At 68.7% G+C, this 15,091-nt stretch carries 12 protein-coding genes; 4 read left to right on the top strand and 8 right to left on the bottom strand.

Annotated features, from left to right (window positions below; translation table 11 throughout):
• Positions 1 to 56: 56 nt before the first annotated feature.
• The 8 genes from APAU_RS01815 to sfsA form a co-directional block, all read right to left on the bottom strand.
• Entirely contained in the window at positions 57 to 1,697 is a 1,641-nt protein-coding gene (locus tag APAU_RS01815) for a dipeptidase (protein ID WP_006299950.1), read from the bottom strand.
• A gap of 148 nt (positions 1,698 to 1,845) precedes the next feature.
• Entirely contained in the window at positions 1,846 to 3,510 is a 1,665-nt protein-coding gene (locus tag APAU_RS01820) for a dipeptidase (RefSeq protein WP_006299951.1), read from the bottom strand.
• Between the two features lie 171 nt (positions 3,511 to 3,681).
• Positions 3,682 to 4,854, bottom strand: coding sequence for a M14 family metallopeptidase (locus tag APAU_RS01825; RefSeq protein ID WP_006299952.1), 1,173 nt, complete (start codon positions 4,852 to 4,854; stop codon positions 3,682 to 3,684).
• A 10-nt stretch (positions 4,855 to 4,864) separates the two neighbouring features.
• Positions 4,865 to 5,029: a hypothetical protein gene (locus APAU_RS13465; protein WP_006299953.1), complete on the bottom strand. Its 165-nt coding sequence runs from the start codon at positions 5,027 to 5,029 to the stop codon at positions 4,865 to 4,867.
• 4 nt (positions 5,030 to 5,033) lie between these two features.
• Positions 5,034 to 6,323, bottom strand: coding sequence for a hypothetical protein (locus APAU_RS01835; protein WP_006299954.1), 1,290 nt, complete (start codon positions 6,321 to 6,323; stop codon positions 5,034 to 5,036).
• Between the two features lie 101 nt (positions 6,324 to 6,424).
• Positions 6,425 to 6,994: a DUF6305 family protein gene (locus APAU_RS01840; protein WP_006299955.1), complete on the bottom strand. Its 570-nt coding sequence runs from the start codon at positions 6,992 to 6,994 to the stop codon at positions 6,425 to 6,427.
• Between the two features lie 108 nt (positions 6,995 to 7,102).
• Positions 7,103 to 7,582, bottom strand: coding sequence for a M48 family metallopeptidase (locus tag APAU_RS01845; RefSeq protein WP_050792447.1), 480 nt, complete (start codon positions 7,580 to 7,582; stop codon positions 7,103 to 7,105).
• Positions 7,579 to 8,724 carry a DNA/RNA nuclease SfsA gene (sfsA, locus tag APAU_RS14520; protein ID WP_006299956.1) on the bottom strand — a complete coding sequence of 382 codons (1,146 nt, stop codon included), beginning with the start codon at positions 8,722 to 8,724 and terminating at the stop codon, positions 7,579 to 7,581. The genes APAU_RS01845 and sfsA overlap by 4 nt, the downstream gene beginning before the upstream one ends.
• Before the next feature lie 144 nt (positions 8,725 to 8,868).
• Between sfsA and APAU_RS14525 the strand changes: the two genes are divergently transcribed.
• From APAU_RS14525 to APAU_RS14530, 4 genes are all read left to right on the top strand, one after another.
• Positions 8,869 to 9,762, top strand: a complete 894-nt coding sequence (locus APAU_RS14525; RefSeq protein ID WP_006299957.1) for a DMT family transporter — start codon at positions 8,869 to 8,871, stop codon at positions 9,760 to 9,762.
• Positions 9,763 to 9,887: 125 nt separating this feature from the next.
• Positions 9,888 to 11,003 carry an HD-GYP domain-containing protein gene (locus tag APAU_RS01860; RefSeq protein WP_006299958.1) on the top strand — a complete coding sequence of 372 codons (1,116 nt, stop codon included), beginning with the start codon at positions 9,888 to 9,890 and terminating at the stop codon, positions 11,001 to 11,003.
• Positions 11,000 to 12,430, top strand: a complete 1,431-nt coding sequence (locus tag APAU_RS13475; protein ID WP_006299959.1) for a response regulator — start codon at positions 11,000 to 11,002, stop codon at positions 12,428 to 12,430. The genes APAU_RS01860 and APAU_RS13475 overlap by 4 nt, the downstream gene beginning before the upstream one ends.
• Positions 12,427 to 15,060, top strand: a complete 2,634-nt coding sequence (locus APAU_RS14530) for an ATP-binding protein (RefSeq protein ID WP_006299960.1) — start codon at positions 12,427 to 12,429, stop codon at positions 15,058 to 15,060. The genes APAU_RS13475 and APAU_RS14530 overlap by 4 nt, the downstream gene beginning before the upstream one ends.
• Positions 15,061 to 15,091 lie beyond the last annotated feature (31 nt).

A 15,091-nucleotide genomic window follows, 5' to 3' on the forward strand; every position in this document is an offset into this window, starting at 1 on the left:
TGCGGGCGATGGCGCGCCCGCACCCTTCGGGAGGTGAGAGGTGTGTTGCCCGGTGGTTACTTCTTGGGCTGGAGCATGGTCTCCCCGAAGCCCACCTTCTTGAGCCACTCCGTGGGGTAGCCCGGAGAGGTCTGCTTGCCGCTGGGTTCGGTGATGTAGCCGTCGTGGTACTTGCCCACCAGGGTCCAGCCCAGCTTCCACCAGCCCTCCACCACCTTGGTGGCGTGGGCGTTGGAGTAGTCCGTGAGGAACTTGACCGCCTCGGCGGGGTTCTTCTTGAAGAGATCCGCGGCCTTCTTCTCCGTGGAGGCCTGGTTGCGGAACGCCTCGTCCTCATAGGTCTTCTGGGCGGCGGTGATGTCCTTCATCATGGCGTCCCAACGGAGCATGGCCCAGTTGTTCACGAACTGGAAGGCCCAGAAGGCGGAGTTGGGGTCGAACTCGGCGCGCTTGCCCTCCGCGAAGGACTTGGGCACGGAGGTGTTGCCGCAGTAGAAGGGGACGTACACGGTGGTGTCCGGGGCGTCCTCGCCGAACCACAGCACGCCGCCCACGGGATCGGGCAGCCAGGAGCGGGACTGGGACACGAAGCTGTAGGAGCAGCGGAACATGGAGATGGCTCGCTCCCAGTCCAGCTTCTTGCGGTCTTCGGGCCGCACGCCCCCGGGGGTGGCGAACCGGTTGGGGTTGCCGAAGGGACCGGCGGCCAGGCCCTGGGTGAGATCGAAGGGCGTGCCCTCCAGGTGGTCTCGGTACAGTGCCTGGACCTCCCGGACGGAGAGCTTCTTCTCGGGTTTCACGAAGAGGGGCAGCTCGTCCTTGTAGGCGTCCAGCTTCATGGAGGGGACCACCCGAGCCAGCATCCGCCACTCCCGACGCTGGGCGTAGAAGGGGGAGCCGTAGGGTTCGGGGTTGTAGACCTTATGGAAGACGAACTTCTCTCCGGGCTTCCACCACCCCTGCTCCTGGGCGAAGGTGAAGACGTTGGAGGAGGCCATGCAGTTGTCCTTGTCCTTGGGGTTCACCTCGGTGATGCGGGAGCGGTTGGCCCCCACGAAGAAGCTGTCGTCGGGAACCCGCACGGCGGCCCACACGGCGCCGGGCTTCTTGTCGCCCTGCTTCCACAGGGGGCCGGGGCCGGCGATCTCGAAGAGCCACACCTCGTTCTTGTCCGCCACGGTGAGGGCCTCGCCGCCGTCGGCGTAGCCGTACTTCTCCGCGATGGCGCCCATGATCTGGATGGCTTCCCGGGCGGTGGAGGCGCGCTGCAGGGCGTAGACCTCCAGCTGTTCGATCATCATCCAGGCGTTTTCCTCGCAGAGCAGCTCGTCCCGGCCGCTCCAGGTGTACTCGCCGATCATGACCTGTTTCTCGTTCATGAAGGGGTAGCCCACGTGGAAGTACGTGAGAGTCTTCTTGGCCTGGGGGATCTCCCCCACCTTCTTGAGGGGCAGATTGGGACGGGTGCCGTGGCAGATCTCCTTGTAGACGGGGGTCATGGCCCCGTCGGGGAAGGACTGTCCCTTGATGACCTGGATGCGGTTGTCGTACCAGCCGTCGCAGGTGTGGCTGGTCATGATGGACCCGTCCGAGGTGGCCTTCTTGCCGATGGCGGTGACGGTGCAGGCCAGAGCGGATCCGGCGGTGGCCAGGACCAGTAGCGTGACGCACAGAGCCAGGAAACGATTCCGTTTCATGAGTGTTCTTCCTCCTCTTCCCTTACCTAGAGGTGCAAAACCGACCTTGTCTACGCGTAAGACCACGGATCCGAGGGGCACCACCTCCCGCATGTGCCCTTCGGATCCGGGAGACGGGCTCCCGGATCCGAAGGGATAAGCCGACGCGTCAGTTCTTGGGCTGGAGCATGGTCTCCCCGAAGCCCACCTTCTTGAGCCACTCCGTGGGGTAGCCCGGAGAGGTCTGCTTGCCGCCGGGCTCGGTGATGTAGCCGTCGTGGTACTTGCCCACCAGGGTCCAACCCAGCTTCCACCAGCCCTCCACCACCTTGGTGGCGTTGGCGTTGCTGTAGTCGGTGAGGAGCTTCACCGCCTCCGCGGGGTTCTTCTTGTAGAGATCCGCGGCCTGCTTCTCGATGGAGGGCTGATTGAGGAATGCGTCGTCCTCGTAGCCCTTCTGAGCGGCCCGGATGTCCTTCATCATGGCGTCCCAGCGCAGATTCGCCCAGTTGGACACGAACTGGAAGGCCCAGAAGGCGGAATCCCGGTCGAACTCCGCCCGCTTGCCCTCGGCGATGCACTTGGGGGTGCTGGTGTTGCCGCAGTAGAAAGGCAGGTACACGGTGCTGTGAGGGGCGTCCATGCCCACCCAGGCCACGCCGCCCACGGGATCGGGCAGCCAGGAGCGGGATTGGGACACGAAGCTGTAGGAGCAGCGGAAGATGGAGATGGCCCGCTCCCACTCGGTGTTCTCGTAGCCCTTGGGGGCCAGGGACGCGGGGGTCTTCCACCGGTCCGGGGTGCCGAAGGGATCGGCGGCGAGGCCCTTGGTCAGGTCGTAGGGGGTGCCCTCGTAGTGGTCCCGCAGGATGGCCATGATGTCCCGGACGGAGAGCTTCTTCTCGGGTTTCACGAAGAGGGGGTAGTCCGTGTTCCGGGGATCCTGGGCGGGGTCGAACTTCTGGGATGGGGCGAGGGTGGAGTAGACCCTCCACAGCCGCCGCTTCTGGTTGAACAGGCGGGGGTAGGGGTTCTCGCCGTAGGCCTTCTTGAAGCTGAAGGTCGTCCCGGGCTTCCACCAGCCCTGATCCTTGGCGAAGTCCGTCAGGTTGGTGCTGGCCAGGAAGTGGTCCTGATCCGCGGGGTTCACCTCGCCGATCCGGGAGGTGTTGGTGCTCACGGTGACGCTGTCGTCGGGCACCCGCACCGCCACCCAGTGGGCGCCGGGCTTGCCCGAACCGGGCTTCCACAGGGGGCCGGGGCCCACGATCTCGAAGAGCCAGGCCTCCTGGGTGTCCGCCAGGGTGAGGGCCTCGCCGTAGTCCCCGTAGCCGTACTGCTCCGCCAGGGCGCCCATGATCTTGATGGCCTCCCGGGCGGTCTTGGCCCGCTGGAGGGCGAAGACCTCAAGCTGCTCGATGGTGAACCAGCCGGTCTCGTTGACGCACTCCTCCCGGCCGTCTATGGTGGTTTCCCCGATCATGAGCTGGTGCTCGTTCATGAAGGGGTACCCCGAGTGGAAGTAGGTGTAGGTCTGGGCCACCTGGGGGATCTCCCCCACCTTCTGCAGGGGAGCGGTGGGCTTGGTCTGGTAGCAGAGGTTCTTGTACACCGGGGCGGTGGAGCCGGCGGGGAAGGTCTTGCCGGGGACCACCACCACGCGCTGGTCATACCAGCCGTCCACGGTGTGGCTGGTCATGACGGACCCGTCGACGGTGGCCTTTTTGCCCACCAGGATGGAGGTGCAGGCCAGGGCTGCGGACTGGATCGACAGCAGGAGCCCCAGGGTCAGGGCGAGGGACAGAGTCTTCGAGGTGCGTCGTGATGCATGCATAAGGGTTTCCTCCTCTTCGGCTGTGCTCTCGTCTCATCTCAACACGGCAGCTCTCTCCGACGCCTCGGGGCGTCGGAGAGAGGGGGACAAGGACAACGCAGGTTGCCTCCAAGAATGCGGTTCGCCGATGTTTGCGGCGTCACCTCCCCGGTGTCGTCTTGTCCGCTTCGATCAGTCGAAGGCCACCCGATCCGCCGGAGCCTTCGACGGGTCCTGCAGGAACGCCCCGGTGCCCCGGGCCACCACGTCCTTGTAGCGGGGCACCCCCTGGATCGTTACGCCCTGGGCGGGGTCGTTCTGGGAGTAGATGTCCAGCACCGTCAGCAGGGTGGAGATGTGCCGCCCCACCCGCACGTCGATGGGCCAGCCGTTTTCGTCGATGGGGGCGTAGAGCAGCTTGTGGGCCCCCGCCGCCATGACGAAGGGATCCTTGCCCGTCATGAGCAGGTGTTCGTCCGTCACCCCCCGGACTCGGTCCAGGAAGGGTTCCGGGGACTCGAAGAGCACGGACATGGCGTCGGTGTGGTCCCCGATCTCCCGGTGGGAGAGACCGTGCAGCCCCGCGGGGGAGAACTCCATGGCGATGGGAACCGGCAGTTCCTGGGCGCTCAGGGTCATGGAGGCCATGGCCGCCACCGCCTGGGCCTTCTCGTGGGCCACGATGGTGTTGATGACGGGGTACTCCAGTTCCGCTTCGTGGAAGTCCACCGCCAGGCCCACCTTCTCCTTGCGGATCAGCTCGGAGAGGGCGTAGGTGGTGCGCTCCACCAGCAGGCCGTCGGGCTTGCCGGGCCAGCAGCGGTTCAGATTACGCACGTCCATGTAGGCCAGCATCTGTCCGCTGGGGTAGTGGACGTATACCTCCGGGTCGGGCCAGGAGTCCAGGGGGTTGGCGTTCCGGTCCCCCATGCGGTAGACCTGTTCCCCCCAGGGAGTGGGAACCCGGTAGAAGAGGGGATAGGCCTCCCCGGGGCGGGTCACCGTGGAAGCGCTCCGGTTGGCCCGGATGACCACGAAGAGCTTGCCCTGGGTGGGCACCGCCGTCTCCACCAGCATCTGGGCGGTGAGGTTGGCGCTGGGCTCCTCCGGGTGGGTGCCCCCGATGACCAGGGCCGCCCCGCCGGGCTTGCCGCTGTCCAGCACGTAGACGTTGCAGTCGTTGATCGTGTCCTTGATGCCGGGGAAGTAATCCCCCAGCTTGACCACCTTGGTGACCCCCGGGCCCAGGACCGTGGGCTCCCGGAAGGTGCGGTGCTGGCGGAACTCCAGCCCCGCGAAGGTCGCCAGGACCAGGGCTGCGGCGACGGAGAGGATCTTGACGAGGTTCAGTCGGCGTTCGTTCATGGAGAGCCTCCTACTTCACCCGGAGGATCCGGAGGACGAAGGGAATCAGGATCACCGAGCAGAGAACCGCCTCCTGGGGGTCCCGGGTTTTCCAGAGATTCCGGCCGAGGATGAAGGCGAAGAACGCCGTCATCCCGTAGTAGAGCACGCTGATGACGCTGTCGAGCACGGGCATGGGTCTAGCCTCCCACCAGGAACGCCAGGTTCTTGCTGAACACCAGGAAGAGGGTGGCCAGCAGCGAGATCAGGGCGGCGGGCACCAGGCAGGCCTTGAGGAAGTCGCCGTAGTACCGTCCCTTGTAGTCCAGTTCCATCACCACCGCCCGACCCACCACCGCGGTGGGGGGGAGGCAGTCTCCCAGGGGCCACATCACCGCCATGGCGGAGAGGGCGATCACCGGGTCCATGCCCTTCATGTTGAAGAGCATGATGAGGGGCACCCCCAGCAGGGGAGCCGCGGCGTACTGCACCGCCCCCTCGGAGATCGGCAGGATCAGGAAGAGGGTGGCGAAGAGCACCCCCAGGGGCAGGGTGACCACCCCCAGGGAGATGAGCCCCCGGCTGCCGCTTGCGGCCATCACCTGGATGAGGACCCCCACCACCACCATGATGCCCACCAGGGGCATGAGGGAGCGGGTGGTGGTGCAGGCGATGTCGAACAGGGGAAGGCGCACGGGGCTCACCAGGAGCACCGCCGCCGCGGAGAGCAGGAAGATCAGGGGCAGTCCCAGGATGGGCATCCGGAAGGGGAAGAGGCGTCCTGCCACCACCAGGGCGAAGAGCACCCCGAAGGGCAGCAGCACCCGTCCCCAGGACATGTCCTTCGGGGGCTCCGGCAGGGTCGCCAGGGCGGATTCCAGGTCGATGGGCTCTCCCTTCCCCGCCAGGAGGAACATGGAGAGGAGCGCTCCGGTCACGGAGAGCACCAGGAGAGGCAGCATGAAGCCCACGTAGGGCATGTTGGCCCCCGCGGCGGCCATCATGGCCCACAGGTTGATGGGGGGCGCGGCGGCGCTCATGGCGGCGCAGAGGAAGACGATGGCGGCGGCCCGGGTGTGGGGGACCCCCATGGTGAGGAGCACCGATCCCACCAGGGTGCCCACGGTGAGCACCGTGGCGGCTCCGGACCCGGTGAGGGCCCCCGGGACCAGCATCACCAGGGTGAGCAGCAGCAGACAGACGGAGCGGCGGGCGTGGAAGGTTCGCACGATCCAACGGACGATGAACGCGATGCCCCCCGCCTCCTTCAGGAGGTTCATGAAGAAGGTGGCGGTGAGGAAGATGAGACACACGTCGAAGTAGGTGAAGGCTCCCTCCACGAGGTGCCGCACCGGCAGGCCGTGGAAGTGGGCGACCGCTCCCGCCACAGCCCCGGCGAGCATGGAGAGCTCCGTGTTGAGGCGCAGGAACTTGGCGACCCCGAAGGCCGCCACGATGACGGCCAAGACGAACCCGGCATGGATGAACATGGCGAACTCCCTTTCAGAAGAGGATCACAGGTCGGAAGGCTTGCGGGCCTTCCTCGAAGGTACGAAACGGGGGATCCTCTCGGATCCCCCCGCTGAAAAGGCTACTTCGCCAGTTTCTTCATGCCCGCCCCGATGCCCAGGGCATCGGAGACCTTGAGGATGGGCTTGCCGTTGGCGGCGGCGTACTTGGTGAAGTAGCCGTCCTTGTCGCTGTCGTTCACCACCAGGATCAGACCGGCGTCGGGCAGGACCGCGTCGATGGAGGTCTGGTCGCTCTTGTCCACCCGGCGGGACATGCCCTCCACGTGGGCGGCCACCACCAGCAAGCCCTGCTTCTTGGCCTCGGCGATGAGTTCCTTCACCCGCTTGACCTCCGTGTCCACGTTGGTGCCTGCGGCGCCCATGCCTTTCATGCTGGTGCCGGTGGTGACGATGAGGGTCTTGTAGCCCTTGCCCTTCAGGTCCGCGGCGGCGAGTTTGTTGTTGTGTTCCGCCGCGAGCTTGGCCTGGACGCAGGACATCTTCACCATCACCGCGCCGGGGCTCTGGCCGCAGGTGGTGACGATGATGGGCTGTCCCACCGGGGGCAGGGGCTTGTCGGCGGCGAAGGCCGAGGGGGCGAGGGCCAGGACGGCGGCGGTCAGGAGCAGCAGTGCCAGGTGCTTGCGCATGGTGTTTCCTCCTCAAAGTAAAGGATTCGCTTCACGAACACTCTACCGAGGGGGGAGGAGCGGGGCAATCGTTCTTCTCATTTCTCTAACCGTTTCCTTTCGGGGGCGTTACCTCCCCCGTTCTCTCCGGGGCGGAAGGAACGAAGGGTCCCGCAGGCGGGCACGTCGTTCCGGCAGGTCGGGCAGGCAGGACGCCACCAGGTCCCAGAACTCTCGGCGGTGGTTTCGGTGCACCAGATGGGCCAGCTCGTGGACCGCCACGTACTCCACCAGGTCCGGGGCCACCCGGGCCAGGGAGGAGGAGAAGCTCAGGTCCCCGTGGATCCCGCAGGACCCCCAACGGGACCGGAGGGGCTTCACGGAGACGGAACGGGGGCGCACCCCCATGCGGTGGGTCCAGAGGGGGAGGATGCGGCGCAGGAGCACCCAGAGCCGGTCGCCGTACCAGCCCTCGAAGACGGGGTCCGCCTGGGGAAGCAGGTCCTCCCGCAGGGAGAAGCCCCGTCGGTCCAGGAAGAGGGGGAGGGGTTGCCGGTCCAGCCGGAGGGGGTGGAGGCGTCCCAGGAAGGGGCGGGGCTCCAGGGTCACGGTTCCAGCTCCGGAAGGCGGGTGCGCAGGTCCAGCACCGCCTCGAAGAGGGGACCGCACCGCGAGGGGTCTGAGGCGAAGCGGAACAGGTGGCTGGGGCAGGAGCAGTCGGAGCAGCCGAAGCGGGGCACCGCCTCTTCCGCCAGCTCCCCGACCCTTCGGGCCAGCTCGCACTCCTCGTCCCGGGAGGAGCGCACCGGCAGGTCCCGCACCACCCGGCACCGTTCCCGCAGGAAATCGATGTGCCCGTGGAGCTTCTTTCCCACCCTTCGGTGCCGGGCGAGGCGGGCGGAGAGCCCCCCCCGGGCGGAGCCCGCGTAGACGTAGTACCCCTTGGGGAAGAAACGCTCCCCCAGGGCCCCCACGGGCAGGATCTCGTCCCGGGACAGCTCCAGCACCAGGAGGTAGGAGCCCCGGTCCCGGGCCTCCCGCATCCCCGCCTCCCAGGGCACCGGCAGCTCCCTCACCTCCGGGGACAGGCGGAAGGCCTCGTCCCAGGAAAGGGCCGCCACGAAGACCTCCACCCCCCTATCCCGGGCGGCGAAGAGGCTTGCGGCGAACTCCGGGTCGGTGTGCCAGTCCGGCAGGAAGGCCCGAGGCACCGGGGCCTGCACGAGGAAGAGCACCCCGCAGGGCTGTCCCGAGGAGGCCAGCTCCCCCAGGTGGTCCAGGTGGCGACGCCCCCGCAGGGAGGGGGCGTCGGGGAAGAGGGCCAGCCGTCGGTCGAAGAGGGTGCAGCACTTCACCTCCAGGAGAAAGGGCCCGCCGCTGCGCTGCAGGAGGAAGTCGAAGCGGCTCGCCCCGACCGCCACCTCCCGGCGGGTCACCGCGGCGTCCTCCAGCCCCGGGATCCCGCGTTGGCGCAGCAGGTGTTCCGCCGCGTCGTTGGCCCGGAGGGTGTCCAGGGGGACGAAGGAGTCCAGCCGCTGTACCCCCACCGTCCGGAAGGGCAGGGTCCCTCCCGAGGGGGCCAGCCACAGGGGGCGCCCCGGGACCAGCAGCTCCAGGAGCCGTCCGGGGTTGGGGAGGTGCGCCCGGACCGTCCGTCCCTCCAGGTCCGCCTCCACCACGAAGCGGTTGAGACGCTGCAGGAAGCGGCCCTCCCGCAGGGACGGGGCCAGGGAGAAGGGCGAAGGGGGCAAGGGGATCTCTCCTTTCGACGGCCCAGGGGGCCTCCGGGGTTTTGCGGGACCGAGAGCGAAGGTGGTAGAGTGGCTCGACCCGACGGATTTCCCGATTGTATCCCCGTCGGGGGCCTTGCGGGAAACGAAGGGAGACGTGAGGGCTTGAGAAGTGCCGAAACGGCGAACCTCTTCCGGGGGAGGGCCTGCGCCCTGGGGGCGGTGCTGTTCTGGGGAGTCTCCTTTGTGGCCGCCAAGGCGGCGCTGCGGGAGCTGCCCCCGGGGCTTCTGGTGTGGGTCCGCTGCACCCTGGGGGCGGGGGTGTTCACCCTGGCCGCCCTCCTTCGGGGCAGCGAACTGCGGATCCCCCGGGACCAGAGGCTCTACCTGGCGGTCCTGGGGGTTATGGGGATCCCCTTCCACCTGATGATCCAGAGCGTGGGGCTGCTCACCGTCTCCGCCTCCGCCACCGCCTGGATCCTGGCGGTCTCCCCCGCCCTGGTGGCCCTGCTGGGGTGGGCCTTCCTGGGGGAGCGGCTTGGGGCGAAGGGGGCGGGGGGCATTGCCCTGGCCATGACGGGGGTCTTTCTGGTGGCGGGGGGCGGGAAGGGGCCGCTGGGCTACACCCTGGGGGACGGGCTGGTGCTCCTCTCCGCCCTGAACTGGGCGGCCTTCTGCGTGGCCTCCCGCCGGGGGCTGAAGGTCCTCTCCCCGGCCCAGATGGGGTGGGCCATCATGGTCCTGGGGTGGATCGCCTCCTTCCCCCTCCTGGCGTTGCCGGGCTGCGACCTGACGGTCCTGGCCCGCCTCTCCCCCGCAGGCTGGGGGGCGGCGCTGTTTCTGGGGGTGGGGTGCTCCGGCCTGGCCTACGCCCTGTGGTACGACGCCCTCCTGGTCCTGCCGGTGGCCCAGGCGGGGGCCTTCCAGTACCTCCAGCCCCTGGTGGCGGTGCTGACGGGGTGGTTCCTTCTGGGGGAAACCCCCACCTGGCCCCTCCTGGCGGGAGGGGGGGCCATCCTCGCGGGAGTGTCCATCCTGAGCCGGTCGGGAAGGCACTAGAGAACCGGGACCGAGGCCCCGGGAGAAAGACGACGCTTCAGGTGGCCGCAGCATGACGGTTCGAGTAAACTGCGGAAAGAAATCGGGGAGAACGTTTTCTCCGTCTCCCCGTCCGGGGGTGGGGCATGGTTCGACGGGTGTACCGGGATGATTTTCGGGCGGGCATGGTCCTGGCCAGCGCGATCCTCTCCGACGGGGGGCTCTTCCTCCTCTCCGAGGGGGTCGTCCTGAACGACGACCATCTTCGCCTGCTTCGGTCCAACGGGGTTCCCTTCATCCACGTCCGGGAGGGGGAGGCCTTCGCCCCCTGGGAGGGAGGCGTGCCGCCCCTGATCCCCGAGGGGAGCATGACCGGGGCGGTGGAGGCCCTCAAGGGCGCCTTCGCCAGCGCCGCCCAGGGGGACGAGGAGCTGCTGGGGGCCCGTCTGGAGGGCCTGATCCCCGTGGTGGCGGAGATTCAGGACCAGGTCCTCTCCCAACCGGAGATGGTGGCCCACTGCCAGGACCTGCGGGGGCACGACGACTACACCTTCCGCCACTCCGTCCACGTCATGGTGATCTCCCTCCTCATGGGCAAGGCCCTGGAGATGCCCGAAGGGATGCTCACGGCCCTGGCCATGGGGGCCGTCCTCCACGACATCGGCAAGACCCAAATTCCCGTGGAGATCCTCAACAAGCCGGGACGCCTGAACCCGGAGGAGATGCGGATCATGCGCCGCCACCCGGAGATGGGGGCGGCGATGCTGGAGAGCAGCCACCTGGTGTCCCTGGAGAGCCGCAGGGTCCTGGCCCAGCACCACGAGCGCTGGGACGGCTCCGGCTACCCCCTGGGGCTCAAGGGGCGGGAGATCCACCCCTTCGCCCGGCAGGTGGCGGTGGCGGACGTGTACGACGCCCTGGCCTCCGCCCGGCCCTACAAGACCCAGCGCTTCGCCCACGAGGTGTACCGGTACGTCCGCTGCCAGTCCGGAACCCTCTTCGACCCCAAGGTGGTGGAGGTCTTCTCCCGGGTCACCACCCCCTACCCCGTGGGCACCTGGATGCTCCTCTCCTCGGGACACGTGGGCATGGTCACCCGGGTGGAGCGGGGCAACACCCTCCGCCCGGAGGTGACGGTAGTGCATCACACCCGGACGGGCACCCTGTCCACCCCCCTGGTTCTGGACCTGGCGGCCCACCCTCGCCTGCAGGTGCGGGACATCCTACCCGCGGAGCCGGGGTACGAGGTCTGCCCCCGGTGACGGAACCCCGCCGCCCGGACGTGCTCATCGTGGACGATGAGCCCTCCTGGCGGGAGGTCCTGGAGGTGCTCCTCCTCCCGGAGGAGTACTCCCTGCGCTTCGCCTCCTCCGGAATCCAGGCACTGGAGGAGGCCCGGGGCCGCTGCCCCGACCTGGTGCTTCTGGACGTGATGATGCCCGGCATGGACGGGTTCCAGGTCTGTCGCGCCCTGAGGGAGCAGCGGGAGACGGGGGAGGTTCCCGTGGTGATGATCACCGCTCTGGAGGACCGACAGTCCCGCATCGCCGGGGTGGAGGCGGGGGCGGATGACTTCGTCTCCAAACCCTTCGACCGGATGGAGCTGCGGGCTCGGATCCGAACCATCCTCAAGCTGGACCGGTTTCGCAGGCTCTGTACGGAGCGCTCCCGCTTCCAGAAGCTCATCGAACGCTCCCGGGAGGGATACCTGATCCTGGACCCCCGGGGGCGGGTGTCCTTCGCCAACCCCACCGCCCGAACCCTCCTGGAACTCCCCGACCCCTCCTCTCCGTCCTTCCTCCTGGAGGAATGGCTGGGGCAGGAGTGGGTCCGGCGCCCCCTGGGGGAGGCGGAAGGGAGGGCGCCGGGAGCCTGTCTCCTGGTGCGGCCCCGTCGGGAGGGGGCCCCTCCGGTCTGGCTGTGCCTGGATCGCCCCCTGGACGAGGCGGAGCCCTCGGAGGAGCGGGTGTTCCGGGTCCGGGACGTCTCCGCGGAGATGGGGCTTTGCCGCAGCCGCGGGACCTTTCAGGTCCTGGTGAACCACAAGCTGCGCACCCCCCTTTCCGCCGCCCTGGCGGGGGCCCAGGTGTTGCAGGGCCGGAGGGACGGAAAGGAGGACCCCTGTCTGCGGGCGGTGTCCTCCTCCCTGGAGCGCCTGGCGGCGGAGATCCGGGGCGTCCTGGCCTACACGGAAGCCTTGGGGGGAAGCGGTTTCGGCGCCCCCTTTCCCTTGGCGGAGCTGAAGCCCCTGGTGGAGGGACTGCGGGTCGACCTGGGGCTGGCCGACCCGGTGGACTGCGCCCTGGAGACCTCCCTGGAGGAGGCGACGGTACCCCTTTCCCGGGAGGTCCTCCAGACCCTCCTGGCGGAGCTGTTGGGGAATGCCGTCAAGTTCCATCCCCGAGGGGTACCCCGCCTGGAGCTGGAGGCGCGCCGGGAGGGAGACCGGGGGGTCCTGCTGCTGCGGGATGACGGGGTGCGCCTTTCTCCGGGACAGCTCGGCCGGGTCTTCCATCCCTACTTCCAGGGGGAGCGGGGCTTTACGGGGGAAACGGCAGGCATGGGGCTGGGGCTTTCCCTGGTGGAGGTGTTGGTGCTGGAGGCGGGGGGGCGCTGCGTCCTGACGAACCGGGAGGACCGCCCGGGGGTCCAGGTCCGCCTGGAGCTGCCCCTGCAGGAGCGGGCATGACCCCCCTCCCGGACTCCCGAGCCTCCCGTCGCCTCCTGGAGGCGGCGGCCCGGTGCGCCTCGGAGCTTCTCCTGGCCCCGGACGTCCCCCGGGCCATATCCCGCTCCCTGGGGATCCTGGGGGAGGCGGTGGGGGTGGATCGGACCTACCTCTTCGAGAACCACCGGGACCCCGTCACGGGGGGGCTTCGGATGTCCCAGCGCTTCGAGTGGGTCGCCCCGGGCATCCCCCCGCAGATCGAGAACCCTTCCCTTCAGAATCATCCCTACAATCCGGACTTCCAGCGGTGGGAGCGGGTGCTCCGTTCCCGGGCCTCCATCCGGGGGGAGGTCCGCACCTTCCCGGAGGAGGAGCGGGAACTCCTGGAATCCCAGGGCATCCGGAGCATCCTGGTGGTCCCGGTCTTCCTGGAGGAGCAGTTCTGGGGGTTCGCGGGGTTCGACGACTGCCGCCGGGAGCGTCGCTTCGACGAGGACGAGGAGTCCGTCCTCTCCCTGGCGGCGGCGGGGATCGGGGCGGCCCTGGTGCGCTCCCGGATGCACCGCCGCATGGAAGAGGAGGTGCGGGAGCGGACCCGGGACCTCCAGCGCCAGGGAGAGGTCCTGCGGCAGGAGGTGGCGGAGCGTCAGGCGGGGGAACGGCGGCTTCGTCTCCAGAACCGGTTCCTGGAGTCCCTGCACCAGATCTCCCTGGATTTCCTGTCCCTCCAGGATCCCCGGGAGGTGGAGCGGGCCATCCTGGAACGGGCACGGGATCTCTTCGGGGCCCGTCGGGCCTACCTGGTCTCGGCGGAGACGAAAAGCCCCGGCGCCCCCTCCCCCCGGTACCTGCGGGACGTCCCCCCGGGGGAGACGGACCCCCGGCATCCCTGGGGAGGGGACCTGGCCTCGGAGACCCTGCGGGGAGGCATCCCGAGGCTTCGGGTTCGGGAGAACGGGGGGACGTGCCTGGGGTTGCCCCTCCTGTGGGGGGAGGATGCGGCGGGAGCCCTGCTCCTGGACCTTCAGGACCCCGGGACCCCCTCGGCGGACCGGCTGCTTTTGGCACACGCCTTCACGGACCTGGCGGCCCTGAGCTGGCGCAACGCCTCCCTGCACGAAGCCCTGCTGAAGCAGCTGGAGGAAGGGCGGCGCACCCGGGCCGTCCTGGAGGAGAGCCGGGAACGCTACCGCCGTCTGGTGGACCACGCCCCCCTGGGCATCGTGCGTCTGGAGGGAGGGGGCCGGGTGGTGGACTCCAACGCCAAGCTCCTGGAACTCTTCGACACCACCGGGGAGCGCCTGGCGGATCGGGACATCTTCTCCCGTCCCGGCCGGCTTCTGCCGGAGGTGCTGGAGGCGGTGCGCCAGTGCCAGCAGACCCGAAGACCCCGGGTCCTCTCCTTCGCCTTCCCCAAAGGGACGGGGTGCAAGCACCTGAAGGCCCACCTGGTCCCCCTGGGGCCGGAGGAGCTTCTGGGGGTGGTGGAGGACGTGACGGACCTGGTGGAGGCGGAGAAGGCCCTGTGGAAGCGAACGGAGGAGCTGAGCGCCGCCAGCGCCGACCTGACCCGCACCGCCCGGATGAAGGACGAATTCCTCGCCCACATGAGCCACGAGCTGCGCACCCCTCTGGGGGCCATGCTCAACCTGGCGGAGGCCCTGGCGGAGGAGTCCCTGGGGACCCTGAACGAGGCCCAGAGACGCATCCTCCAGAGCATCGAGGAGTGCGGCCGCCACTTCCTCTCCCTCATCGGGGACATCCTGGACCTGTCCAAGGTCGAGGCGGGGCGGCTCGACCTGGTCCGCTCTCCCCTGGACGTGGCCTCCCTGGCCCGGGGGGCCCTGACGGCCCTCTCCCGGGATTTCGAGAAGAAGGGAATCGCCGTGTCCCTGGAGGCCCCGGAGGACCTGCCCCGGGCGGACGGGGATCCGAAACGGGTCCGGCAGATCCTGGTGAACCTCCTGTCCAACGCCGTCAAGTTCACCCCCCAGGGGGGGCGCGTGGGGGTGGAGGTCCTTCGGGACCCCCTGCGACCCGCCGTGGCGGTGACGGTGTGGGATCGGGGCATCGGCATCTCCCCGGAGGACCTGGATCGTCTTTTTGTCCCCTTCGTGCAGGGAGAAGGGGGGCTGAGCCGTTCCTTCTCCGGGACGGGGCTGGGGCTGAGCCTGGTGTTGCGGATGGTGGAGCTTCACGGCGGGGGACTTCAGGTGGAGAGCGCCCCGGGAGAGGGAAGCCGCTTCACCGTCCGCCTCCCCCTGGCGGAGGAGGTCTCGGAGGAGCCCCTTGCCCCTCCCCACGGGGTCCCTTCGGTGCTTCTGGCCACCCGGAGGCTCCACCCGTTTCGCTCCCTGGTCCGTCGCCTGGGTCGGGAAGGACTGGGGGTCCTGCGGCTTCGCACCCCCGAGGAGGTCCCCGACGCCCTCCGTCAGGGTCCCGTCCGAGGGGTCCTGGTGGACTGGACCGGGGGAGGGCGGGAACTCTTCCGGGACCTGATGCGGGACCCCGATCTGGGGAACCTTCCCAAGGCGGTCTGTGCCACCCTGGTGTTCCCCGGCACCCGCAGGGAGGTCCTGGCGGCGGGGGCTGGAGCCTTCTTCCCCCTTCCCCTGGACCCGGAGGCGGTCCTGGAGTCCTTCCGAGCCTGAAGACGAAGAAGAGGAGGTCCGGGATTTCCCG

Origin of the sequence: Aminomonas paucivorans DSM 12260, from assembly GCF_000165795.1 — a bacterium.
GTDB classification, from domain to species: Bacteria; Synergistota; Synergistia; order Synergistales; family Synergistaceae; genus Aminomonas; species Aminomonas paucivorans.